The organism is Bacteroides reticulotermitis JCM 10512, from assembly GCF_000517545.1.
Taxonomy (GTDB): domain Bacteria; phylum Bacteroidota; class Bacteroidia; order Bacteroidales; family Bacteroidaceae; genus Bacteroides; species Bacteroides reticulotermitis.
Genome location: NZ_BAIV01000006.1, coordinates 63114 through 89239 on the forward strand (window position 1 = coordinate 63114; position 26126 = coordinate 89239).

The window sequence follows — 26126 nt, forward strand, 5'->3', positions numbered from 1 at the left end:
AAAAACAATAAATGAAGAAAGTATTAGTATCAGTAACCCTTGTCATGATCAGTGTGATTGTGTATGCATTCAATGACGGGGCTAAAACAAATCAGGGTAAACAAGAAAATACAGGTAACGGTGAAGTTGTAACAATGGATAAAGCCATGTTTCTGAGTAAAGTTTTCAACTACGAGAATTCAAAGGAATGGAATTATACCGGAGACAAACCTGCCATTATCGACCTATATGCCGATTGGTGCGGACCTTGCCGTCAGATAGCGCCTATCATGAAAGAGCTAGCTAAAGAATATGCTGACAGCATTGTCATTTATAAAGTGAATGTGGATAAGCAGAAAGAGCTGGCAGCCTTATTCAATGTAAGCAGTATTCCTCTATTTGTGTTCATACCCATGAATGGTGACCCGCAACTTTTTCGTGGAGCTGCCGATAAAGCAACTTACAAAAAGGCTATCGATGAGTTTCTATTAAAGAAATAAGAAGTTAATTAGTTTATAAAGCCATCAACAACGGCAGCCTCGGAAGAAGTCGCCTTGTTGATGGCTCTTTTTATTATTGCATTTCGGAAACTCAAGCCATGTTTCGGATCACCTGCAAAAGTATGGGGATTACGCCTGAATCTTTATTAATATATACAATAATAAGAGAATATTCATTATTCCCCTTAACTTAAATCTAGGGATATAGCCTGCCCTATAAACTAAGTAACCGATAAAACACGCAATTTAAGCGAGTTACACAATGATACAACACTCTTATGTCATAATCACTTTTTTCCGTAAACGACTGATTGACAGTTCAATATATTGCGTCTACTTTTTTTCAGCCTGATCTACTCAATAGATAATACCGATTCCCGAAGATTGAGTACTTGACAAAATCCCTCGGGAGATAGTAGTAAACAACTAGTAAAAGACATCTTTACCCATAATATTTCCTGTTCCACAACTGTGGAACAGCTGACTCACATATTGTGAAGCACGTGTCCCACATAATGTGGAACAGGCGTCGCACAATATGTGAAACAGGAAATAGAAGGAGAAAAATATAGAAAAAAGCTATTTAAATTTACGAATAGTTGCGCACAATACGGTTCTAAAACAGGCTTGTTTGGTGCATTGGAAGCTCTATTTTTTGAAAAAATAAGCAGTAGCTATCACCTATCAGAATAAAATGATCTAAAAAAAGAAGGCGCATTGCAATTAATTGATATACTGAACGATATGCAAAAAAGTGATTTAGTCATAAGAGTGTTGTATCATTGTGCAAAGTCAAGCCCCGAGATGAAAATATAGACAAAAATCGGATGTAGGGATATTGTATGGGGTGTAATTTAGCTAGTACTCAGAAAGCATGAGCCCACATCGCCCCCATACTTTGACAAGTGATCCATAAAAAAGGCTTGTATTCCGCAAGAATACAAGCCTTTCAAAAGCCATTAATAAAATGACTTATTTCTTATCGCCGAAATAACGATTGTATAGCCCTTCAAAACCTTTACCGTGACGAGCTTCATCTTTACACATCTCGTGTACTGTGTCGTGAATAGCATCTAAGTTTAATGCTTTAGCACGAGTTGCAATACGCTTTTTGTCTTCGCATGCACCTTGTTCAGCATCTTTACGTTTTTGCAAGTTGGTTTTAGTATCCCATACGCAGTCACCCAATAACTCTGCAAATTTAGCAGCATGTTCGGCTTCTTCCCAAGCATAACGTTTGAAAGCTTCAGCCACTTCAGGATAACCTTCACGGTCAGCTTGACGACTCATAGCCAAATACATACCTACTTCTGTGCATTCGCCCATGAAATGGTTATTAAGATCCTTAATCATTTCTTCGTCGCATCCTTTAGCTACACCAATTACATGCTCATCGGCAAAAGTAAGAGCTCCACCTTCTGTCTCAACCACTTCTACAAATTTGCTAGCAGGTGCTTTACACAAAGGGCATTTTTCTGGAGCTGCGTCACCTTCATAAACGTAACCGCAAACAGTACATCTAAATTTTTTCATTTCTTTTCAATTTTAATTAATTAGTCATTTTGTATATTATTGTTCAGTCAAACAATTCCGGCAAGTACCTTTATAATAGTAATGTATCTCTGTCACCTCATGACCACCCATATCTTGTTTTTCCACCTGTTTTACTCCTTCCGGAGCTTTTAGATCGTAGATATGTGAACAAGACTTGCAAAAGAAATGCGAGTGCGGAGAAGTATCAGCATCGAAATTGGCATTTCGCTCATCAATCGTGAGCATTAATGCCGCACCATGCTCAGCAAAGAGTTTCAACGTATTATAAACAGTTGTTTTCGAGAGAGTCGGCATCTTTGGTGACAAAGCTGTATATATCTCATCAGCTGAGGGATGCGTACGATGTTCGATTAAATACTCCATAATTGCAATTCTTTGCATAGAGGGTTTAATGTTATACTTCAGTAACCGATCATAGGATTCCATTGTCTTCTTTTTATTTACAATATTGTAGTTATTACAACTATAGAGCTAATGCAAAGGTAAATGAGTTATTCGAAATATACAAATAAATACAAGCTTTTTTTATAAAAAATACAATTTCACAAATCAAGCGGTAAAGCATAAGGGTATTAACTATAATTCAGTCTTTCCTTTAGGATTTACCTACAAACCTATGAGGAATGAAAACTATTTTTTACTTTTGCATTCATATTATATAAATAAGACGTCAAATGAACTACGGATTCGTTAAAGTAGCTGCGGCAAGCCCACATGTCAGAGTAGGTGACTGCAAGTTTAATACAGAGAGAATAGAAGGCCAGATTGCTATTGCCGATGGAAAAGGAGTACAAATAATCGTATTCCCCGAACTGAGCATAACCGGATATACATGCGGCGATCTATTCGGCCAGCAACTATTGTTGGAGGAAGCCGAAATGGGACTGATACAAATACTAAATAATACCAGACAACTGGACATTATTTCAATTATCGGCATGCCAATAGTAGTTGACTCAACACTCGTCAATGCCGCTGTAGTCATTCAAAAAGGCAAAGTCTTAGGAGCGGTAGCGAAAACTTATCTTCCAAACTATAAAGAGTTCTACGAACAACGCTGGTTTACCTCTTCCACTCAACTGACCAGAAGCAATGTACGTCTTTGCGGACAAATTATTCCAATTGGCGCGAACCTGCTGTTCGAAACTTCCTCTACAACATTCGGCATTGAAATATGCGAAGATTTGTGGGCAACCATACCACCCAGTTCTGCATTAGCATTGCAAGGTGCGGAAATCATTTTCAATATGTCGGCAGACAATGAGGGAATCGGCAAACATAATTATGTATGTTCCTTAATCAGCCAACAATCGGCACGTTGCATCTCTGGATATGTATTTGCGTCTTGCGGGTTTGGAGAGTCTACTACGGACGTAGTATTTGCCGGTAACGGTATCATTTATGAAAATGGTACTCAACTGGCACATAGCGAACGCTTCAGCATCAAAGAACAACTGACCATCAGCGAAATCGATATAGAACGTATTCGTGCCGAACGGCGAGTTAATACGACTTACGCAGCTAACAGAGGCAATCTCGGACGACTAGATCCGATTCGTATCTATACGGAATTCGTGAACAAGAGGGAATTGACCCTGACTCGTCCAATCAATCCACACCCATTTATTCCACAAGGAGCAGAATTGAATGAACGATGCGAAGAAGTGTTCTCAATCCAAGTTAGCGCATTGGCACAACGGTTGAAACATACCGAGGCAAAAACTGCTGTAATAGGGATTTCGGGCGGACTGGACTCAACGCTTGCTCTATTAGTTTGTGTTAAGACTTACGATAAACTGGGGCTTTCCCGAAAAGATATTCTGGGAATTACAATGCCCGGATTCGGTACAACCGATCGTACCTACCTCAATGCCATTGAATTAATGAAATCCCTGGGAATATCGATGCGCGAAATCAGCATCAAAGAGGCATGCATCCAACACTTTAAAGATATCAATCACGACATCAACGTACACGATGTAACCTACGAAAACTCGCAGGCTCGTGAACGTACGCAAATTTTAATGGATATCGCCAATCAAACTCGAGGAATGGTAATCGGTACAGGTGATTTATCTGAGTTAGCTTTAGGATGGGCCACATACAACGGCGACCATATGTCTATGTATGGCATCAATTCGAGTATTCCCAAAACACTTGTCAGACACTTGGTGCAATGGGTAGCGGAGAATGAAATAGACAATACTTCTCAGAAGACACTTTTGGACATTGTGGACACACCAATCAGTCCGGAACTGATCCCGGCAGATGAAAACGGAGAAATTAACCAAAAAACCGAAGATCTGGTAGGACCTTACGAACTACATGACTTCTTCCTCTATTACGTTCTCCGTTTTGGCTTCCGCCCCTCTAAAATTTTCTTCTTGGCAACTATTGCCTTTAAAGGTAGTTATGACGATGAAACCATAAAGAAATGGTTGCAAACCTTCTTTAGACGCTTCTTTACACAGCAGTTTAAACGCTCTTGTCTACCCGATGGACCGAAGGTCGGAAGTATTTCAATCAGTCCCCGAGGGGACTGGAGGATGCCGAGTGATGCCAGCCCTGCCAGCTGGTTGAAAGAATGCGAGAAGCTTTAAATAAGGCTCAACGTTAACCTCATGTGACAGTATTTCGATTGTCACATTCCGATCACAGCAATCCGTCATATGTTTAAATACTAATAATCAAGCTATTGAATGCATTTGTGATAGGTGACAAAAAACTGATCGAGAACAATCAATAGAAAGAAGATAAAATACATAATCCCAACTAACTTGCATAAATTAGTTGGGATTATATTTTTAATAGATTGCTTGAGTAAAGCATCTACCAACGGGCAGTTCTTTATTCCTGCAAAACTTTACGGTGTATTCGTTCTACATCGGCATTGCGTATTGTACGAACTATGTTTTTGTAAATCCGGTGAAAGCCAAAACCTCCATCTTTCATTTCACGAATGGCTTCTTCTTTCGAAACTCCCTGAAAAACGATCCGGTACATAGCACAAACCGCTCCTGTTCGATCGGACCCGTGATGACAATGAATTACAATAGGCCCCCTGCGCTGGTGAATAACCCGCAAGGCTTTAATCAATTGATCTTCATTCACACGATGAGCCTTCATCTTTTGCCGATGAAGAACCAGCGATGTTCCCAAAGCCTCATCTGTATCATTATGCCTATTCCGCAGATTCAAGACTTCAGTTATACCATATGCTTCCAGCGCTTTAAAATCATTCTTCTCAGGCTGTTCCGAACGATAAACTCCGTCATCTATCCGGTATAAGTTTACCAGCTTACTACTCGGCAATTCTATCTTTTTGGCCTGAAACTCTTGACCGCAAAGTGAAATCAGACAACCGAATAATAAGACTATGCCGGAGAAAAACCTTTTAGATGTAACCTGCATTAAAGCACTCCTTTACTCGACGGAAGTTCAAAATGATAGATATCACGCTTAATTGCCATCTTCAAAGCACGGGCAAGTGCCTTGAAAATTCCCTCAATTTTATGATGTTCGTTTTGTCCTTCAGCTTTGATATTCAGATTCATTTTAGCAGCATCACTCAAGGATTTGAAGAAATGCAGAAACATCTCTGTAGGCATCTCCCCTATTTTCTCTCTCGTAAACTCTGCATCCCAAACCAACCAGGGGCGACCGCCAAAATCAAGACACACCTGACAAAGACAATCATCCATCGGTAGCGCATAACCGTAACGTTCTATCCCACGCTTACTGCCTATTGCTTGATAAATACATTCGCCTAAAGCAATTGCGGTATCTTCAATCGTGTGATGTTCGTCCACCTCAAGGTCTCCTTTAACACGGATCGTGAGATCCATACCGGAGTGTTTGCCAATCTGTTCTAACATATGGTCAAAGAATCCCAATCCGGTAGAAATATTGCAGCAACCTTTTCCATCCAGATTTAGTGCCACATAAATATCTGTTTCTTTAGTCGTACGACGTACTTCCGCCTTACGTTCTCCGGCAAAAAGAAATTCGGCTATTTTATCCCAATCGGTTGTAGCCAAAGCACATACATCCGCCAACCCTTGCTGCTCCAACAATTCCACAGTATCCTGCAAATAGATAGCACGACAACCCAGATTCCGGGCTAACTCGACATCCGTAGGACGGTCGCCCAACACAAAGCTTCCGCTTAAGTCATACTCCGGATTATCTATATATTTGGTAAGCATGCCGGTGCGAGGTTTACGAGTCGGCGCATTATCTGCCGGAAAGCTACGATCGATCAGTGTATCGTCAAAAGTAATTCCCTCTCCTGCCAATGTTTTCAGCATCAGGTTATGGGCCGGCCAAAATGTCTCTTCAGGAAAAGATGTCGTTCCCAATCCATCCTGATTGGTTACCATCACAAACTCATAATCCAGATTGCTTCGGATAAATCCTAAATTCCGAAATACTTTCGGATAAAACTCCAACTTCTCCAACGAGTCCAACTGATAGTCTATAGGAGGTTCTATCACTAATGTACCATCTCTATCAATAAACAAGACTTTCTTTTTCATATCCTCTTATCCCTTATATTTTTGAAGTGCTTCTATCAGTATCTCATTCTCACGGCGCGTCCCGACGGTTACGCGCAGACAATTGCCACAAAGTGCAATGGAGTTACGGTTACGAACTATAATCCCCAAACCCACCAGGTAATTGTATATTTTCACGGCATCAGTCACCCGCGCCAAAAAGAAATTCGCATCGGAAGGAAATATCTTCTCCGTACAAGAAAGTTTTTTAAAAGCATGAGTCAAGACTTCACGTTCTTCCTTCAGGCTTGTTACCCAACGTTCCACTTCATAGTATTTACGAAGCAGTTCCATTGCCTGTTGTTGCGTCAGTTGATTTACATTATAAGGGTATTTGATCTTATTCAAGATACCAATAATCCCTTCCGAAGCAAAAGCCATCCCCAAACGAATAGCAGCACTACCCCATGCTTTAGAGAATGTTTGAAGAATAACCAGATTAGGGTATTGCTCCAAATTACGTAGAAAAGAAGGCGTTGCTGAGAAATCATTGTAAGCCTCGTCCAAAATTACCAGTCCTTCAAACTTACTCAATACTTTTTCGATTTCAGAACCGTTCAAGTCATTGCCTGTCGGATTGTTCGGCGAGCAGAGAAATATTAGTTTCGTATGTTCGTCCGTTGCAGCAAGTAAATCCTCGGCCGAGAACTGAAACTTATCATTCAGTAAAACCTTGCGATACTCTACATTATTCACATCAGCACACACCTGATACATGCCATATGTCGGATCGATTGCAACAACATTGTCTTTCTCCGGTTCACAGAATGCCCGATAAACCAAATCGATGGCTTCATCACTTCCATTACCTAAAAAGATATGTTCAGGAGAAACCTTTTTAATCTTCGAAAGCTCCGTTTTCAAATCACGTTGCAACGGGTCCGGATAACGGTTGTGTGGCAAACTATACGGATTCTCGTTAGCATCGAGGAAAACAGATGCGACAGCACCTTTATATTCATCACGAGCAGAAGAGTAGGGCTTCAACTCCCAAATATTCGGACGAGTCAGTTCTTTTAAAGTTTTCATTCGTATTCTATTATTGTTTATTAATCATTTGCAGGCGGACAGTTACTGCATTCTTATGTCCATCCAACTGTTCATTAGCTGCCATTTCTTCAATAGCGGGACCAATAGTTTTCATGCCTTCCGATGTTATTTCCTGAAAGGTTATTTTTCGGATAAAGCTATCCAGACTGACTCCGCTGTACGCTTTTGCGTACCCATTGGTTGGCAAGGTATGATTGGTTCCCGAAGCGTAGTCGCCTGCACTTTCGGGTGACAGGGAACCTAAAAAGACAGAACCTGCATTTATAATACGCTCGGCAACTTCTTGGTAGTTCTCCGTTTCTATTATTAAGTGTTCGGGGGCGTATTCATTTGTCAAGTCCAACGCTTCCTCCATATCCTTAACCAAAATCAACTTACTGTTCTCTAAAGCTTGTGAAGCAATATCTTTCCGAGGAAGTTCCATCAACTGACGCTCCACTTCGATTTGCACAGCTTCCATTAGCTTTTCGGATGTTGTCACTAATACTGCTTGACTATCCGAACCGTGTTCTGCCTGTGAGAGTAAGTCGGCGGCAACAAATACCGGATTGGCGGAGGCATCGGCTAAGACTTCTACTTCAGAGGGGCCGGCCGGCATATCGATCGCCACGTCACGCAAACTGACTAACTGTTTGGCAGCCGTAACGTACTGATTTCCCGGTCCAAAAATCTTATATACTTTAGGAATACTTTCCGTTCCATAGGCCATAGCAGCAATAGCCTGAACACCACCGGCCTTAAATATTTTATTTACTCCTGCCAATCGGGCTGCAAAAAGAATAGCCGGATGAATACTCCCATCCTTAGCCGGAGGAGTACAAAGCACAATCTCCTTACATCCGGCAATCTTGGCAGGAACGGCCAACATCAGTACGGTTGAAAAAAGAGGAGCAGTTCCACCGGGTATATAAAGCCCAACTTTCTCAATGCCTACAGCCTTTTGCCAGCAAGTTACTCCAGGCATTGTTTCGATCTTCTTCCCTACAAATTGCTGGGCAGCATGAAACAGTTCAATATTCTTCTTGGCTAAAATGATAGCTGTTTTCAACTGTTCACTAATTTGGCTTTCACCAGCCAGTATTTCTTCCTCACTGACAGACAAAACAGATAAGTTTACTTTGTCAAAAGTGGCTTCGTATTCCAAAACGGCTTTATCACCTTCCGCTTTGACTTTATCTATAATCAAACGAACCGTATCAAACAAATTTTCCGTTTTCAGAGCAGGGCGTCTCAATAACTCTCCCCATTGATTTTTCGAAGGGTATTTTATTAGCTTCATAACACCATCAAATTAAAGAATCATTTTCTCAATCGGTAATACAAGAATGCCTTCCGCTCCAAGAGCTTTCAGTTTTCCGATAATTTCCCAAAAGCTTTTCTCATCCAAAACAGTGTGCACAGAGCACCATCCTTCTTGTGCCAACGGCATCACAGTTGGACTCTTCATACCGGGGAGTACAGAGACAATCTCTTCCAATTTATCTTTAGGTGCGTTCATTAACACATATTTCTTATCTTCCGCCGTTTTAACCGCATTCATTCTAAACAGTAATTCTTCCAATACAGCTTTTTTATCCTCATCCATATCTTTATTAGCAATGAGTAAAGCTTCAGACTTCATCACAACCTCTACTTCTTTTAAACGGTTGCTAATCAAAGTAGAACCGGAACTAACAATATCAAAAATCGCATCAGCAAGTCCAATACCCGGAGATACTTCCACCGATCCAGTAATGACATGTATTTCAGACTTTATCTTGTTTTTCTTTAGGAAATTACGAAGAATTACCGGATAAGAGGTTGCTATCTTCTTTCCTTCAAACCAAGTCAGACCCGAGTATTCAATGTCTTTAGGCATCGCTAAAGATAAACGGCATTTACTAAATCCCAATCGCTTGATAATCTCAGCATCTTCTTCCTTTTCCAGAAACTCGTTTTCACCTACTATTCCTAAGTCAGCAACTCCGGTTGCTACAGTTTGTGGAATATCATCATCCCGAAGGAACAATACCTCAATGGGGAAATTAGAAGATTGCACAAGTAGTGTGCGCTTGGTTGTACTTAGTTTAATATCCGACTCCTCTAAAAGTGTCATTGTTTCTTCAAACAGACGACCTTTGGCTTGCACTGCGATTCTTAACATAAAGCTATTCTATTATTTTGGTTATATATTTATTTGCAACTACAGAAATAAAAAAAGGCTCGCCTTATCGGCAAGCCTTAGTTATCGTTATATAGCGTTATACACAATATCATCTACGCCCACCGAGTTATTCGCTAGGAAAATGATGATGATGATGTGCTGCTGTATATTTCATACTTTTCATATTTACTGCGACAAAAATAAAGGTTTTCTTCTATACTGCCAAACATTTATCACAAAAACTTCATTTTAGATATCAAATTAAAGGCAACAGTTCTTCCGGTTCGACCTCACATTCTTCAAAATGCATTTCATTTTTTGCCTTTTCTTTAGAGAATGTAAAGTACGTACAGACAGCTTCTGTACATAACTCACCCACTTCATTAAATAAACGTGCCTCAAGAATTATAATATTTCGTTTAATCTCTTTTATAGAAGCACGAAGCACTATATGAGAATCATTCGTAGAAATAGCTTTTCGGTAACGAGTCTCCATCTTTGATGTAACACCGGCCGTTTGTAACTTACGAATAACTACCCATGCACATATTTCATCAAGCAATACCGCCTGAATGCCACCATGTAATGTATCAATCCAACCTTGATATTCAGGACGAGGTTTCCAGATGCTTACTACTTCATCACCATCCTCATAAAATTCCATTTTTACACCAGCTTCGTTTTTAGAAGCACAACCAAAACAGTTGTATCCATCTAAACCTTTCCAAGGATTTATAATTTTCTTCATGATTCTATCTCAATGTATTTAATATTTCGATCCCCAAATATAAATAAAATATGAGAAAATGTACCATGATTCTTCTTTTACTTGCGAATAGCACGAATTGCATAAGCTTTATCTTTGGCAGTATTCCCTTTTATCATCTCATTGGAATCCGTTTTTAGTAAAAACACCTCCGTTGGTACTCCACCTGCATCGTCCAATGTCCAGTAGCTAAATATTTGCCTTCATATTCTGATACATTATAACTCCCAAAGCACATACCTACGGGTTCTGCAGAAAAGCCCGAAAGATTATTGACTTCTGCAATAGTAGTCCCCTCTTTCATAGGTTTCCAATCACCAGATTTAAGCGTAGAGACATCATCATTTAAATAAGACATCAACAACGTCCAGTCTTCCCAAACAGGTATTTCCCAACCTTTAGGTAGCATTCGATGAGTTGTAACCACATCAGCACTATAAAAATAGTTTCCCACATCCGAACGTATATATCCTACAGCGCCTTCATGCATCTCTTTCAAACTTGGGATTTGTTCCCCGTCAATATATGAACCAGCCTCCAAATTACTCTTCATCCAATATTGAGTTCCCACTTTTACAATTGAATAATTATTAATAACTCCACCCCGTACATCACGAATTACATCATCCAAATAAGTAAGCGACAATACATCATCTGATGCAGCCCTTGACAAAACAATACGCCCATCCGCCAATACAGACAAATAGTTTTGAGCAGCTATTGTTCCTGCAGTATAATTCAATGTCTTCTTTTCTAAATCCCATGCAACTGCGCCACCATGCACTTTTCCAGTTTCTCCAATCAACTGCATAACTATACCCTTAGATAGATCAGTCGTTTTATCATCTTTCATGGGATAAGCCACAATTGCTTGGGAAGTAATCTCCGGATTCACTAGAAACTCCTTACAAATTTCCGCAACTTGCCGACCACCAGACATAACTTTGCAAACTTGAGAATTTTCAAATTTCAGCTTGGAGATATTGATATATTCATGAGCAGTTTCTGACTCAGTCTCCTCCATACCCGTATTCTCCCAATCCGCTATTTCTCCAGAGATCGCATCCAGCAACACCTCTTCATCAGAAACAAAAGTTATTTGAAGTTCTTGTTGCTTACCACTCTGCAACACTAATGCAGAAGGCAAAAAAGCAGTATATATTTTCCCACCAGCCTTCAAGGAGATATATTGATAGCGGCTCGATATGTCCTGAGGAATGAGAATAACTTCCTGGCCCACCAACTTGCCGTCAGACACTTTCCACTTTCCAGCCGGATAAATATTCTCTTCATCTAAAAAGCCAGTATACTCTTCTTCATTAAAATCATACTTCGATTTTGTAAAGAAACCACATATAGTTAATTTAGGATCCGCGGCAAGCATTTGCTGAACATCTTCTCCATCACCAGGATTGAGAGTCAATTTCAATCGAAAAAAACGATGCTTATATGTCAGTTTAATCGGATTTTCACTAGCTTGTACATCCCTTTGTAAAGCAACCAAAAAGTCTGAAGCTGAATAATCTTCCTGATTAGACTGATCAGTTTTTACACGAACCGACATACTACTTTCTCCCGCAGCTATCCCCTGTTCTGCGTAAGGATAATAACTAACCAAATTCAAATCGGACCCATCTTCCGGATAATACATCACCTCATTAGGAACAAACTCGTTTTCTGCTGAATGCACAAAACACTTATTATCAGCATAACGTTCTCCCTCCAAGCTACCAGAACCTATCATGGCATAAAGCCTATTTTGTCTCCTTCTTCAAAACTATTACCAGCCATCCGAGTCGATGTTCCCGATTGAACAGTAGCCATAAGCTTGACCGGTATTTCCCTTTGATTTTCCGATCCATTCTCCACAGAAACTGTATTCACACATGCTGTTAATGAAAACAATAAATACAGAATTCCCTTTACTTTTAGAAAAGCACTTTGTCGTTTCATGTTATTTTACATTAATATTAATAAGTCCACATCAGAATGGCAGAGAAATATTACATAAAGGGAAGTAATAGGCTTTCGGTTATGAAATAATATGCGGCAGGCCTGTCGTGCTGAGCCATTTTTCAACTATACATTTCAGAATGAAATGCTTGCGACAAATATATATATTAAAATCAAAATAGCTTATTTTATCTTCTATTTTTTCAATAAAAAGATATATAATACTCATTATGAGATACTTATAAATGGAAGTGTTTTCTGAAAGAAAAACACGTCTACCTTATTATAATACAAAAAAGAGGCAATCATTATTTTTTATATGAAGCTTACTTTTTCTTTAGAAGGAATAGGACACTTCCAAACCAACTATATTTTTACTTTTTGCCGGTTCATATTGACGGCAATAATAAAGATCAAGCATCCATTTTTTAGACAACTCGACTTCCAATCCGGAACGATAGCGCATACGCGCTATGCTCCAGAAAGAAGCTCCACCAATGCTTTGATAAAGCTCAGCGGAAAAATAAGGAGACACAATTCCTTTCGCAGGAGCATAAGCTATTTTTAAGCGTGAGCGTAAACGAGAGCTTGTACTTCCTTGATCAAATGTTTGCTGAAAGCGTTCCCTCAAAGAGAATTTCCAATTTTGATATTGTAGGCTTGTTGACGCACCAATTTGGTAACGATAGCGAAACTTCCACTCCGATTCTCCTCTGTTTCGATAATGCATTTCATAACCGGTCTCTAGTTTCAGATAAGATGATACTCTGTAATCCCCTCCAACCGCTATCCCCAAACGGTCAATCCGACTCATATCATCCTTTGTGCGGAATTCCAAATTGCCCGATACGGCAAAGCGAGAATTAATTTTATGTTTGGCATTTAGTTTAGTCCAACTGGTAAAATCATCACTTTGCGCCCATCCGACAAACGTTATCAACAAAAACAAACTTAGACAAAAAAAACGACTATAATATATTTTAATCATAAACATAGCTACTTTATATCCAAAATCACATTCCAATTTCAGGCAAAGATAAAATATGAAACTGAAATAATGCTGAAATATTTAAATTAATCGTGTAAACTTCTCCTACCAACAACAAATCTGTAGTGCAGTAAAAGAATGAGTTACTCAATCATCAAAGACACAGCTAGGTGAAGCGCTATCAGAATCCGGCATATACCCTAATCCAACAAACACTAATATCTTTTGCCCCCAAATGAACCAACTGATCAATAAAGTTTGTAAATTTGCCTCTTCAAACGTTTATATAGACAAAGTATGATAGAAGTTACTGATTCTGCATTGCAGGTGGCTGCCAGCGAAGGTATGGATGAATTTATCCAAGTATTTACCGACAAGTACAAAGAAGTGACCGGTGGAGAGTTAACCGCCGCAACAATGCCTTTACTAACCGGAGAGCAACATTCGTTGCTAGCTTACCAGATATTCCGTGACGAAATCATGGTGGGAGGTTTTTGCCAATTGATTCAAAATGGTTACGGAGGATACATCTTTGATAATCCATTTGCTAAAGTTATGCGTTTGTGGGGTGCTGAGGACTTTTCAAAAATTGATCTATAAAGCAAAAAAAATATATGATGCGAATCGGAGCGACCTTGAAAAAGAGCGTACGGATGACGAATTCATGGCAATGTATGAACAATATGAAGTTTTTGACGACCTGGAAGAAGAGTATCTCGACATGGAAGAACTGGTAACAGCTTCACTCGCAAGTTACGTAGATGAGCATTTAGAGCTTTTTGCGAAAATAATAAAGTAATTGATGCAGTATTTTTTAAGTACTTGTATTTAGTTATTATGAATCAAAAATTATATCTTTGCAAAATCTAAAAAATATGTTTATGAAACAGATGAAATTTTTCTTGGCAACGTTAGCTATATTAATCAGTGTATCTTTTACTTCTTGCATCAGTAACGGAGACAACAATACTAAATATACGCAATTGGCCATCGCTAAATGTACAGATTACTTTCCGCCTACTTTTGTATTAGCAAGTGGACAGAAACTTATAGTAAATGATGCGACTCTGTCTGATCTTAGTACAGGTGTTTTTTATGCATTCTATTTTCAGTTCGATACAGCTGAACAATCTCCAACAGCTTCAAGTATAAATGTAACCCTTTATGGTGGAAGTACGCCTACTGCCATAAGTGCTAAAAACGAAGAGCAGCCTGCACCTTTAGAGGACACAGATGTTCAACCGGCTAATGCACCTATACACACTCTAAATGGCTATGCTTCAGGTTTAGGCCAAGTAAACCCTGCAATGTACAGTGACGACTATATCATCGTCCCGGTAGTATATTGGATTAAGAGCGAAACTGATGAAACAAAAATGAAGGAAGAATTGGCCAAACATACATTTGAAATGACTTATAAAAAATCAGAAATGAAAAATGGAGAGTTGGTCTTAACGCTCAACCATATCATTGATGATGGTGAAGTCACTGAGGGAAAAGAAGTTACACGAGATAAATACACGTATACATATAAAGTGTATGAAATCAGAAATGTGATAAATGACTTCAAGATCGAGACCGGTAGCGCACCGACCAAGGTTACTATCAAGGCGGAAACAAATTCGAATAAAAATTCTTTAGAGGGAGCAACCACGCAAAAAGCGTCTCTAGATTATCCAGTAAGTAAAAATTGAATTATAAAGAATTATTCAAAACAGCAATGAAGTTAATTTCCTCTCCGGCTAAAGCTTGGGAGGAAATTTCTATAGAAGAGGATAGACAAAAGGTATATATTGCCTTTGTTTATCCTATGATTGGTTTATGTGCCCTATCAGTTTTCATTGGATCCTTATTAACAAATGGCTGGGGCGGACCTCAAAGTTTTCAAATAGCAATGACCGCCTGCTGTGCAGTAGCGGTTGCCCTATTTGGAGGCTATTTTTTGGCAGCCTACGCCATCAATGAAATGCGCGTAAAGATGTTTGGTTTAGTATCCAACAAAGCATTGGTACAACGTTTTGCCGGTTATGCACTCGTTGTCCCCTTTCTACTCCAGATCATTACCGGGCTATTACCCGACTTCCGAATTATAGCTTGGTTACTACAGTTTTATATTGTTTATGTTATATGGGAAGGTGCACCTATTCTGATGAAAACTGAGGAGAAAATACGTTTAAAGTTCACTCTTATTTCGTCGGCTTTGCTAATATTCTGTCCAGCCATAATACAGTTTATATTCAACAAACTGACAACGATACTCAATTAAGAAAATGCAAAGATGAAACAACCATCTATAAACATCCGAAATAAACGTGCCACATTCGATTATGAGTTAGTCGACACATATACCGCTGGCATTGTACTAACCGGAACAGAAATCAAATCGATTCGTGCTGGAAAAGCCAGTTTGGTAGATACATTTTGTATCTTCATCAAAAACGAGTTATGGGTAAAGAATATGCATATCACTGAATATTTCTATGGATCATACAACAACCATACAGCCCGTAGAGATAGGAAGTTGTTACTAAGTAAAAAAGAATTAGAGAAGCTTCAACGAGGGATGAAAGATCCAGGGTTTACAATCGTACCCACTCGATTGTTTATCAACGAAAAAGGTTTAGCGAAACTTGTTATCGCACTGGCAAAAGGGAAAAAACAGTACGATAAGCGGGAGGCATTAAAAGAGAAAGACGATCGCAGAGATATGGCGCGTCTATTCAAAAGATAAATCAAGGCAGAGATTTAAAGGTTTAGGTATTAACGTGATTAGGGAAAAATGAAAAAAACAATTTTGCAGTTAGTATCCGAGCGCATACTAATATTAGATGGCGCAATGGGTACTATGATTCAACAATATAACCTCAAAGAGGAGGATTTTCGCGGGGAACGCTTTGCGCATATCCCCGGACAATTAAAAGGAAATAACGATTTACTTTGCTTGACTCGTCCGGATATTATTCAAGATATTCACCGCAAATACCTTGAAGCTGGCGCAGACATTATTGAAACGAATACATTCAGTTCGACAACAGTCTCAATGGCTGATTATCATGTCGAAGAATATGTACGTGAAATGAATCTAGTAGCAGCAAAATTAGCGCGTGACCTAGCGGACGAATATACTGCAAAGAATCCAGATAAACCTCGTTTTGTAGCAGGTGCCATCGGTCCGACAAATAAGACCTGCTCCATGAGTCCGGATGTGAATAACCCTGCATATCGTGCTCTCAGTTATGACGGACTGGCAGCAGCCTATCAGCAGCAGATGGAAGCTCTTCTGGAAGGAGGAGTTGATGCTATTCTAATTGAAACAATATTTGATACACTAAATGCCAAAACAGCTATTTATGCAGCTGAACGGGCTATGCAAGTTACAGGAATAAATGTGCCCATAATGCTTTCGGTTACAGTGTCTGATATTGGGGGCCGCACATTATCGGGACAAACTCTAGAGGCATTTCTAGCTTCCGTACAACATGCTAACATATTTTCAATTGGCCTTAATTGTTCGTTTGGTGCACGTCAATTGAAGCCTTTCTTAGAACAATTGGCTTCACGGGCTCCCTATTACATCAGTGCTTATCCCAATGCCGGACTCCCGAACAGCTTGGGAAAATACGACCAAAGTCCAACCGATATGGCTCATGAAATAGAAGAGTATATCCATGAGGGGCTTGTTAACATCATCGGCGGTTGTTGTGGTACAACGGATGCGTATATAGCAGAGTATTCGGCTTTAATAGAAGGGGCTAAACCACATACACCTGCTCCAAAACCAAATTGTCTATGGCTTTCCGGCCTTGAATTGCTCGAAGTTAAACCGGAGATCAACTACGTGAATATAGGTGAACGATGCAACGTAGCCGGATCACGTAAATTCTTGCGACTTGTTAATGAAAAGAAGTATGAAGAAGCTCTTTCCATAGCACGTCAACAAGTTGAAGACGGAGCGCTGATTATTGACATCAACATGGATGACGGATTACTGGATGCCGAAACAGAAATGACAACTTTCCTAAATATGGTAATGTCAGAACCGGAGATTTCACGAGTCCCAATCATGATCGACTCTTCAAAGTGGGATGTCATAGTTGCCGGATTGAAATGCCTACAAGGTAAGTCCATTGTCAACTCCATTTCGCTAAAAGAGGGAGAAGAAATGTTTTTGGAACATGCACGGGCTGTTAAAAGCTATGGAGCTGCAGTCGTAGTTATGGCTTTCGATGAGAAAGGTCAAGCAGACACCGCCGCACGCAAAATAGAAGTCTGCGAACGGGCCTACCGCTTGCTTGTTGATAAACTAGACTTCAACCCCAACGATATTATCTTTGATCCGAATGTACTTGCAGTGGCAACGGGTATCGAAGAGCACAATAACTACGCTGTTGACTTTATTAATGCAACCGGATGGATACGTAAAAACCTACCTGGAGCACATGTCAGTGGTGGAGTAAGCAATTTATCTTTCTCTTTTCGCGGTAACAACTATATCCGCGAAGCGATGCATGCCGTATTCTTATATTATGCCATCCAACAAGGAATGGACATGGGTATCGTAAATCCGGCCACTTCAGTATTATATAGTGATATTCCAGCCGATGTTCTCGAGAAAATTGAAGATGTAGTTCTGAATCGTCGCCCAGATGCTTCCGAAAAGCTAATCGAATTAGCAGAATCATTAAAAGACGAATCATCAACGTCTTCCGTAATAAAAGAGAAACAGGATGCATGGAGAAGCGAAGCCGTGCAAGAACGCTTAAAATACGCATTAATGAAAGGGATTGGCGACTTTCTGGAAGAAGACTTGGCAGAAGCCCTTCCACTCTACTCAAAAGCTGTAGATGTAATTGAAGGCCCATTGATGGATGGAATGAATCATGTCGGAGAACTTTTCGGAGCCGGTAAAATGTTCCTTCCCCAAGTAGTAAAGACCGCTCGCACAATGAAGAAAGCCGTTTCCATTCTTCAACCGATCATTGAGTCGGAGAAACAGGAAGGAAGTAGTTCGGCAGGAAGAATATTGTTGGCTACCGTTAAAGGAGACGTGCATGATATTGGCAAAAATATAGTAGGCGTTGTGATGGCGTGCAATGGATACGAAATAATCGATCTGGGCGTGATGGTACCTGCAGAAACGATCATACAGCGTGCCGTTGAAGAAAAGGTAGATATGATTGGACTCAGTGGTCTAATCACTCCTTCTTTGGAGGAGATGTCACACGTTGCAAGTGAATTGGAGAAAGCCGGTTTAGACATCCCTCTCTTGATTGGAGGAGCAACAACGTCCAAAATGCACACCGCATTAAAAATAGCGCCGGTATATCATGCTCCAGTTATACATTTAAAGGATGCCTCTCTAAATGCAGGGGTAGCCTCACGCCTATTAAATCCGGTACAGAAAGAAAAAATCATTAGCGAGCTAAATGAGGAATATCAGGAACTCAGAGATAAAAGCGGGCTAATGAAGCGAGAGACCGTTTCATTGGAAGAAGCTCAGAAAAACAAACTGAACTTGTTCGATTGAGTCGTTACTTAAATCTGAGTATGCAAACGAGTATTCTTAAAGCTCGACTTAATAATACATCATTAAAAGCCATTTTCATCTACCGATAGATGAAGGTGGCTTTTAACTTTTTACAGGCTTACCGGTAAATTTATGTAGACTCTGCATTATTCTTCGTTAATCTACGCAGAAAGACAGACATGTTCCTACAACTGAAAGCAACATGAAATCTGAGAAGTGAACTGTATCGATAAACTTATTGTCTGGTAAAGCACATAATTTGAGATAGTGTAAGAATGCAAACTAAGATATAGACAGATTTCACCATAAATAGCTGATATATAAATCCATATATTGCGATTACTTTTCTGATATTGGCTAATCAATACCTAGTACCGATTTCCAAAGGCTGTATACTTTGCTAAAATCGCTCTATCGAAAGTAGTAAAATCAACTAGCAAAATGCCTATATCGGATCCCGACGATGAAATTAGGAATACAAAGATGAGCCCTTTTTATCTATTCTTCAAGCTAGTTACAGAGATAGTATTTCCATGCCAGAGATCTATTGTACTTTCATTTAGCAAACAAAAGTTTTGCTATTCCGATAAAATATTTACATTTGTAGTTTTATTAACCAAAATACAAAACACAAATGTTTGGAATCGACGACCCTTTTATCATTTTGCCATATCTTCTATCAGTGATATGTGTAGTATTCTCCGCTTGGTATGGAATTAAGTATTGGAATAAGGACGATCAAAAAGATGAAACAAAATGAGTACATTTACACTCGGACTGATAGTCATAGCTTATCTGCTTTCTTTAGCTTACCTTGGTTTTCTAGGATATAAAAAGACAACTTCCACCAGCGATTATCTGGTAGGAGGACGTCAGATGAACCCCATCGTAATGGCCCTTTCGTATGGTGCCACTTTCATCTCCGCTTCCGCCATTGTGGGATTTGGAGGAGTAGCCGCCGCATTCGGTATGGGTATTCAATGGCTCTGCTACCTAAATATGTTTGTCGGAGTAATAATCGCATTTCTTTTCTTCGGACTGCGCACCCGTCGCATGGGAGCTAAATTAAATGTAAGTACCTTCCCTCAACTACTCGGAAGGCATTACCGATCGCGAAACATACAAGTGTTTATTGCGGTCGTTATTTTTCTCGGTATGCCACTCTATGCTGCCGTCGTAATGAAAGGAGGAGCTGTCTTTATTGAACAGATATTCCAAGTCGATTTCAATATTTCATTGTTAATCTTTACCTTGGTAATAGCTGCATATGTTATAGCCGGAGGTATGAAAGGAGTCATGTACACCGATGCCTTACAAGCTATCATCATGTTCTGCTGCATGCTATTTCTTCTTTTTTCCTTATACAATGTTCTCGAAATGAATTTCACGGAAGCCAACCGTGCACTGAAAGACATTGCACCACTGGTACCGGAACACTATAAAGCATTGGGACATCAAGGATGGACTACCATGCCGATAGCAGGATCTCCTCAATGGTATTCATTGGTTACCTCACTTATTCTAGGGGTTGGGATCGGCTGCCTGGCGCAACCTCAACTGATTGTTCGTTTCATGACGGTGGAAAGTAGCAAGCAACTAAATCGTGGAATATTTATCGGTTGCTTATTTCTCATCGTAACCGTGGGCGTTATTTATCATGCAGGCGCATTAAGCAATTTGTTTTTCCTGAAAACTGAAGGAGCTATCGCCACAGAAGTCGTGAAAGACATCGATAAAATTATTCCGTATTTTATAGACAAAGCAATGCCTGACTGGTTTACGGCACTATTCATGCTCTGTATTCTTTCCGCCAGCATGTCTACACTGAGTGCCCAGTTTCACACGATGGGTGCTTCCGCAGGTTCGGATATCTACGGTACGTATAGACCTCGCTCCAAAAGGAAGCTGACCAACGTCATCCGCCTCGGTGTATTGATTTCAATCCTAATCAGCTATATCGTATGCTATATGCTACCCAATGATATTATTGCCCGGGGGACAGCCATCTTTATGGGAATTTGTGCGGCTGCCTTTCTGCCGGCTTATTTTTGTGCTCTATATTGGAAGAGGGCTACCAAGCAGGGAGTTATGGCCAGCTTATGGACAGGTTCCATCGCCAGCATATTTGCATTAATCTTTCTACACGAAAAGGAATCAGCAGCATTGGGTATATGCAAAGCTTTGTTCGGACGCGATGTACTTATAGCGACCTATCCGTTTCCGGTAATTGATCCGATTTTATTTGCTCTCCCTTTATCCATATTAGTCATTGTTTCGGTTAGCTTAGTTACCGCCAAGCGATAAGCGTTCCAAAGCTATAAAATAAAACTGCTCCGATACCTAGTTTCAAATATCGGAGCAGTTTAGTATAACACAGAAAATATCAAGTTTTGATCTTCTTTTTATAGTTTTCATACCGAGAAGTGACATCTCGTACAAAATTGAACGTTTCTATCCCACGATAATAACCATTTTTACAAACCGGATCGGTGAAATACTCCTCATTACTTTTGAGTAGAATGAACGTTTCAACATTTTCTTTCCAAACATATTTGTCCTTGCCATATTTCTCAGCCAATGCCATTGCATCATAAATATGCCCCAGACCTGCATTATACGAAGCTAAGATAAAATTAATGCGCTCGTGTTTATTAGCAATCATATTAAAACTCCGATCGGTTGCCATTATGTACTTAATTGCCGCCTTGACACTTTCTCTCGGGTTCTGTTCCTTTCCCTGAGGTACCCCCATTGCACGTGCTGTAGCAGGCATTAATTGCATAAGTCCTTTCGCTCCTGCCCAAGAAACAGCAGTTGTATCAAAGTTAGACTCCGTATACGCTAAAGAAGCCAACATACGCCAATCCCATCCTATTTCCTTAGCATATTCTTTAAACAAATGATCGAAGTGAGATATTTTCCCTTCCTTTAAAGACAGAATGGGTGAATGAGGCATCATCTTGCTACTTTCGAAATAACGTTTCATACTAGCCGTATAGGCCGGAGAAGTTACATTCTCTTTATGCCACTTATTGGCAAAAGCCGCCAACTCAGGACAGTCTTTTCTCACCGCCCAAGACGAACGTTGGTCAAAACTGATAGAAAGATCAATATTCAGATTCGGATAATACGTTTTATTCAGTTTGGCTAAATCATTATCGGCCACCGTATAAGGGATCTTCCCCAGAGCGACCTGAGTAATCAAATCTTCTGTGGTAATGCTATCATTCGTCACTTCATGAATTTGAATACCCCCACCCAGCTCATTGTTTAGATTAACCAAACGATCATAATATCTGCCGGGCTTCACATAAACTTCCTGGCCGATCAATTCGGTGACGTCTTTCAACATTTTCCCTTTTCCGCCTCCTTGCTGTACAATCACTTGATGCGTAATGATTTTCTCCCCACAATAAAGCAGGCTATCTTTCCATTCTTTGGTTATAGCAAGTTGTAAGCGATGATATCGCCTTCGCCGGACAATAATTTATGAATCAGTTCATCTACATTTCGTGCCACTTCGACACGTAGCGTTACTCCCAGGCTTTTGGCAAACTGTCCACTGAGCTCGTATTGAAAGCCCATCTCTTGCCCGCGGTAGTTAAAGTAAGAAGTAGAGCTGTAAAGAGTCAGCACGACCAACTCTCCGCTATCTTTTATTTGTGCCAGATCGCGTATATTTTCTTTTTCCCTGCTATGTTTTTTATTTCTGCAGCCGGACATACAACAAAGAAAAACAAAGAAAAACAAAACAATACTTATCGCCCTGGAACTCATTGGCTTGATCTCCTTACTCTTTTAGATGTTTTTGAATATACATAGTCAATATATCGATAGCTACTTTATTACTTCCTCCTTCGGGGATAATCAGATCGGCATAGCGCTTGCAAGGTTCGATGAATTGCAAATGCATCGGTTTCAACACACGGGTGTAGCGTTCCATAACGGCTTCCGCAGTACGGCCACGTTCTATAACATCACGCTGGATCACACGGATGAGTCGCTCATCGGGATCGGCATCTACAAATATCTTCAAGTCCATCATGCCGCGTAACTTCTTATCGCATAGTGCCAAGATACCCTCAATGATAACCACTTTACGCGGTTCGATATGAATGGTTTCGGGCTGACGCGTACAAGTAAGATACGAATAAGTCGGCTGTTCTATACTATTTCCTTCTTTCAACGAGGTAACATGTTTTGAAAGCAAACTCCACTCAAAAGCATCCGGATGATCAAAGTTTATATTCTGACGTTCTTCTACAGGAACATGACTACTATCTTTATAGTAAGAGTCCTGAGGTAACAACACGACCTCTCCTGCGGGAAGGCTTTCGACAATTTTCCGTACGACGGTGGTTTTTCCTGAGCCTGTCCCGCCTGCTATTCCTATAATTAACATCTCTTTAAGTGTATATTTAAACTAAATAGAGTAATTTTGCAAGATCAATATGTAATATTGACCAGACAAATATAGAAACATTTAATTAAAATAGCAACGTAATGGTAAAACACATTGTATTATTTAAGTTAAAAGACGATGTCCCTACAGCAGAGAAACTCGCCATCATGAACAATTTCAAAGAGGCGATCGAGGCACTACCCGCTAAAATATCTGTCATCCGCAACATTGAGGTCGGTTTGAACATGAATCCGGGTGAAACATGGAACATAGCTCTCTACAGTGAGTTTGACTCTTTAGAAGATATGAAGGCTTATGCTACACACCCCGACCACGTTGCTGCCGGAAAGATTTTGGCCGATGCCAAGGAAAACCGTGCATGCGTAGATTATAATTTCTAACCCCTATAAAATAATGAAAAAACTATTCTCTCTCCTGCTCTTGTGTCTTGCATTCGGGACAATACAAGCGCAGATCAAAGAACCAGTCAAGTTCAAAACCGAGTTAAAAACGCTTTCTGACACAGAGGTCGAAGTTCTTTTCACAGCTACTATTGACCAAGGATGGCATGTTTATTCTACCGATTTAGGTGAGGGAGGTCCAATTTCCGCTACATTTAATGTCGATAAAAAAGCAGGCGTCGAACTAGTTGGAAAACTTAAGCCTGTTGGAAAAGAGATTGCAACTTACGACAAACTCTTCGAAATGAAAGTGCGCTATTTTGAACATAGTGCAAAGTTCTCGCAGAAGTTGAAATTAACAGGTGGCAAGTATTCCATTGAAGGTTATTTGGAATTTGGAGCCTGTGATGACGAAAGTTGCTTACCTCCGACTGAAGTACCTTTTAAGTATTCAGGCGAAGCCAAAGCAAGTGCACCGGCTGCTGTAAAAACAGCGGAAGTAAAAACTGAAGATAGCAAAGCAGCCGAACCGGCTGCTACTGCTACTTCGGAAGACACCGCACAGGTAGCAACAACCGCTGCAGACTCTGCCGCAACTACTGCTCCTACCGTATCTTCGACAGATCTTTGGAAACCGGTTATTACCGAATTGCAGAACTTGGGTGAAGAAAACACACCGGGCGATATGTCTTGGATATACATATTCGCTACCGGATTTTTAGGAGGTTTGATTGCTTTATTCACACCATGCGTGTGGCCTATTATACCCATGACAGTTAGTTTTTTCCTGAAACGGAGTAAAGATAAGAAGAAAGGTATTCGTGATGCTTGTACATATGGGGCATCGATCGTTGTAATTTACGTTGCTTTAGGACTGGCTATTACCCTAATCTTTGGTGCCAGTGCTCTGAACGCTCTATCGACTAATGCCATTTTCAATATCTTCTTCTTCCTGATGTTGGTTGTATTTGCCGCTTCCTTCTTTGGAGCGTTCGAAATAACCCTGCCTTCTAAATGGAGCAATGCAGTAGACAGCAAAGCTGAATCAACCAGTGGGCTATTAAGTATCTTCTTGATGGCTTTCACGCTGTCGTTGGTTTCTTTTTCTTGTACAGGTCCGATCATAGGCTTCTTGCTGGTACAAGTATCTACTACCGGTAGTGTGGTAGCTCCGGCAATTGGTATGCTTGGCTTTGCCATTGCGCTTGCATTGCCGTTTACACTGTTCGCCCTTTTCCCATCTTGGCTGAAATCAATGCCTAAATCGGGAGGATGGATGAATATAATTAAGGTTACGCTAGGTTTCCTTGAGTTAGCTTTCGCTTTAAAATTCTTATCGGTTGCCGATTTGGCTTACGGATGGGGAATCCTCGACCGTGAAACATTCCTTGCTTTATGGATTGTAATCTTCGGCCTGCTCGGAATCTACCTACTTGGCAAGATCAAATTCCCACACGATGACGATAGCAATAAGGTCGGAGTTACCCGTTTCTTCCTTGCACTCATATCGTTAGCTTTTGCTGTGTATATGGTACCGGGATTATGGGGCGCACCTCTGAAAGCAGTAAGCGCTTTCGCTCCTCCGATGCAGACTCAAGACTTCAACTTATACGAGAACGAAGTACGTGCTAAGTTTGACGATTATGATATGGGAATGGAATATGCCCGCATCCAAGGCAAACCAGCTATGATCGACTTTACCGGTTACGGCTGTGTAAACTGTCGTAAAATGGAAGCGGCCGTATGGACCGATACCAAAGTGAGTGACATCATCAACAATGACTATGTACTTATCACACTGTATGTAGACGACAAGACTCCGTTACCTGAGCATATCAAGATACAGGAAAACGGTACAGAACGTACTTTGCGCACCATCGGTGATAAATGGAGTTATCTGCAACGTTCTAAGTTCGGTGCAAATGCCCAGCCTTTCTATGTATTGCTCGACAATGCCGCACAACCGCTAAACAAATCCTATGCGTATGATGAAGATATTCCTAAATATATCGAATTCCTACAAACCGGATTAAACAACTTCCAAAAGGCAAAGTAACTTTTGTGATATAAATTCCCCAACGGCCTCATTCTGATACAGAACTGAGGCCGTTTTTGCATTGTAAAAGCCAACTACTATTTCAAAAAGTTTGCTTGCAACCTTCCATCTTTGATAAATGTAATCTCTACTTTGCAAACCGCATCAAACGAATGATCTATTTGTCTCTTTTCATAAAAAAGTAATAAAAGGCAGTTTGCATAAACCAATAAAAGAAGTAACTTTGTATGCGATTTTGAGAATCGTGACTACGT

General features: G+C 40.2%; 23 protein-coding genes and 2 pseudogenes. 12 read left to right on the forward strand and 13 right to left on the reverse strand.

Going from position 1 to position 26126, the window contains the following annotated elements:
* Window positions 1–11: 11 nt before the first annotated feature.
* Both JCM10512_RS04995 and JCM10512_RS22710 read left to right on the forward strand, forming a co-directional pair.
* Entirely contained in the window at window positions 12–479 is a 468-nt protein-coding gene (locus JCM10512_RS04995; RefSeq protein WP_044161046.1) for a thioredoxin family protein, read from the forward strand.
* Window positions 480–1019: 540 nt separating this feature from the next.
* Window positions 1020–1172 carry a hypothetical protein gene (locus tag JCM10512_RS22710; RefSeq protein WP_158332183.1) on the forward strand — a complete coding sequence of 51 codons (153 nt, stop codon included), beginning with the start codon at window positions 1020–1022 and terminating at the stop codon, window positions 1170–1172.
* A 279-nt stretch (window positions 1173–1451) separates the two neighbouring features.
* Here the strand turns inward: JCM10512_RS22710 and JCM10512_RS05000 are convergent, their stop codons facing one another.
* A complete protein-coding gene (locus JCM10512_RS05000) occupies window positions 1452–2012 on the reverse strand; it encodes an NADH peroxidase (RefSeq protein ID WP_044161048.1) in 561 nt (186 codons plus the stop codon).
* Window positions 2013–2048: 36 nt separating this feature from the next.
* Window positions 2049–2459 carry a Fur family transcriptional regulator gene (locus JCM10512_RS05005; RefSeq protein ID WP_148298276.1) on the reverse strand — a complete coding sequence of 137 codons (411 nt, stop codon included), beginning with the start codon at window positions 2457–2459 and terminating at the stop codon, window positions 2049–2051.
* Between the two features lie 248 nt (window positions 2460–2707).
* Here JCM10512_RS05005 and JCM10512_RS05010 point away from each other — a divergent pair, with 248 nt between their 5' ends.
* Window positions 2708–4633, forward strand: coding sequence for an NAD(+) synthase (locus tag JCM10512_RS05010; protein ID WP_044161052.1), 1926 nt, complete (start codon window positions 2708–2710; stop codon window positions 4631–4633).
* Window positions 4634–4880: 247 nt separating this feature from the next.
* Here JCM10512_RS05010 and JCM10512_RS05015 read toward each other — a convergent pair whose 3' ends face one another.
* The 9 genes from JCM10512_RS05015 to JCM10512_RS05050 all read right to left on the reverse strand — a co-directional run bounded on the left by JCM10512_RS05015 (window position 4881) and on the right by JCM10512_RS05050 (window position 13492).
* Entirely contained in the window at window positions 4881–5444 is a 564-nt protein-coding gene (locus tag JCM10512_RS05015) for a phosphatase domain-containing putative toxin (protein ID WP_044161054.1), read from the reverse strand.
* Window positions 5444–6568 carry a bifunctional histidinol-phosphatase/imidazoleglycerol-phosphate dehydratase HisB gene (gene hisB / locus JCM10512_RS05020; RefSeq protein ID WP_044161057.1) on the reverse strand — a complete coding sequence of 375 codons (1125 nt, stop codon included), beginning with the start codon at window positions 6566–6568 and terminating at the stop codon, window positions 5444–5446. Before hisB ends, JCM10512_RS05015 begins: the two co-directional genes overlap by 1 nt.
* Window positions 6569–6574: 6 nt before the next feature.
* On the reverse strand, window positions 6575–7615 hold the full coding sequence (gene hisC / locus JCM10512_RS05025; RefSeq protein ID WP_044161059.1) for a histidinol-phosphate transaminase: 1041 nt from the start codon (window positions 7613–7615) through the stop codon (window positions 6575–6577).
* Window positions 7616–7625: 10 nt separating this feature from the next.
* On the reverse strand, window positions 7626–8915 hold the full coding sequence (gene hisD, locus JCM10512_RS05030; RefSeq protein ID WP_044161061.1) for a histidinol dehydrogenase: 1290 nt from the start codon (window positions 8913–8915) through the stop codon (window positions 7626–7628).
* A gap of 12 nt (window positions 8916–8927) precedes the next feature.
* A complete protein-coding gene (hisG, locus tag JCM10512_RS05035; RefSeq protein WP_044161064.1) occupies window positions 8928–9779 on the reverse strand; it encodes an ATP phosphoribosyltransferase in 852 nt (283 codons plus the stop codon).
* 256 nt (window positions 9780–10035) lie between these two features.
* On the reverse strand, window positions 10036–10527 hold the full coding sequence (locus JCM10512_RS05040; protein WP_044161066.1) for a PaaI family thioesterase: 492 nt from the start codon (window positions 10525–10527) through the stop codon (window positions 10036–10038).
* Between the two features lie 154 nt (window positions 10528–10681).
* A complete protein-coding gene (locus JCM10512_RS05045; protein WP_244436910.1) occupies window positions 10682–12289 on the reverse strand; it encodes a fimbrillin family protein in 1608 nt (535 codons plus the stop codon).
* Window positions 12286–12498 carry a fimbrillin family protein gene (locus tag JCM10512_RS23400; protein WP_244436912.1) on the reverse strand — a complete coding sequence of 71 codons (213 nt, stop codon included), beginning with the start codon at window positions 12496–12498 and terminating at the stop codon, window positions 12286–12288. Before JCM10512_RS23400 ends, JCM10512_RS05045 begins: the two co-directional genes overlap by 4 nt.
* A 337-nt stretch (window positions 12499–12835) precedes the next feature.
* Complete coding sequence (locus JCM10512_RS05050) at window positions 12836–13492, reverse strand: DUF2490 domain-containing protein (RefSeq protein WP_394354183.1); 657 nt, start codon at window positions 13490–13492, stop codon at window positions 12836–12838.
* 291 nt (window positions 13493–13783) lie between these two features.
* On the opposite strand from JCM10512_RS05050, the pseudogene JCM10512_RS05055 reads away from it, so the two are divergent.
* From JCM10512_RS05055 to JCM10512_RS05080, 7 genes and pseudogenes are all read left to right on the forward strand, one after another.
* A pseudogene (locus JCM10512_RS05055) lies at window positions 13784–14285 on the forward strand (DMP19 family protein).
* Window positions 14286–14367: 82 nt separating this feature from the next.
* Window positions 14368–15180, forward strand: coding sequence for a hypothetical protein (locus tag JCM10512_RS05060; protein ID WP_044161225.1), 813 nt, complete (start codon window positions 14368–14370; stop codon window positions 15178–15180).
* Window positions 15181–15206: 26 nt separating this feature from the next.
* Window positions 15207–15752, forward strand: coding sequence for a Yip1 family protein (locus JCM10512_RS05065; RefSeq protein ID WP_044161228.1), 546 nt, complete (start codon window positions 15207–15209; stop codon window positions 15750–15752).
* A 12-nt stretch (window positions 15753–15764) separates the two neighbouring features.
* Complete coding sequence (gene smpB, locus JCM10512_RS05070; protein ID WP_044161069.1) at window positions 15765–16217, forward strand: SsrA-binding protein; 453 nt, start codon at window positions 15765–15767, stop codon at window positions 16215–16217.
* Window positions 16218–16265: 48 nt separating this feature from the next.
* Entirely contained in the window at window positions 16266–19013 is a 2748-nt protein-coding gene (metH, locus tag JCM10512_RS05075; RefSeq protein ID WP_081741220.1) for a methionine synthase, read from the forward strand.
* Window positions 19014–19647: 634 nt separating this feature from the next.
* Window positions 19648–19773, forward strand: coding sequence for a symporter small accessory protein (locus JCM10512_RS23405; RefSeq protein WP_244436914.1), 126 nt, complete (start codon window positions 19648–19650; stop codon window positions 19771–19773).
* Window positions 19770–21317 (forward strand): sodium:solute symporter family protein, encoded by a 1548-nt coding sequence (locus tag JCM10512_RS05080; protein WP_044161072.1) that lies wholly within the window; start codon window positions 19770–19772, stop codon window positions 21315–21317. Before JCM10512_RS23405 ends, JCM10512_RS05080 begins: the two co-directional genes overlap by 4 nt.
* A gap of 79 nt (window positions 21318–21396) precedes the next feature.
* Here the strand turns inward: JCM10512_RS05080 and JCM10512_RS05085 are convergent.
* Window positions 21397–22790: pseudogene (locus JCM10512_RS05085) on the reverse strand (MltF family protein).
* A gap of 13 nt (window positions 22791–22803) precedes the next feature.
* Complete coding sequence (gene udk, locus JCM10512_RS05090) at window positions 22804–23415, reverse strand: uridine kinase (RefSeq protein ID WP_044161075.1); 612 nt, start codon at window positions 23413–23415, stop codon at window positions 22804–22806.
* A gap of 101 nt (window positions 23416–23516) precedes the next feature.
* Here udk and JCM10512_RS05095 point away from each other — a divergent pair, with 101 nt between their 5' ends.
* Together JCM10512_RS05095 and JCM10512_RS05100 are read left to right on the forward strand one after the other, a co-directional pair.
* Window positions 23517–23816 (forward strand): Dabb family protein, encoded by a 300-nt coding sequence (locus JCM10512_RS05095; protein WP_044161077.1) that lies wholly within the window; start codon window positions 23517–23519, stop codon window positions 23814–23816.
* Window positions 23817–23829: 13 nt separating this feature from the next.
* Window positions 23830–25872: a protein-disulfide reductase DsbD family protein gene (locus JCM10512_RS05100; protein WP_044161080.1), complete on the forward strand. Its 2043-nt coding sequence runs from the start codon at window positions 23830–23832 to the stop codon at window positions 25870–25872.
* Window positions 25873–26126 lie beyond the last annotated feature (254 nt).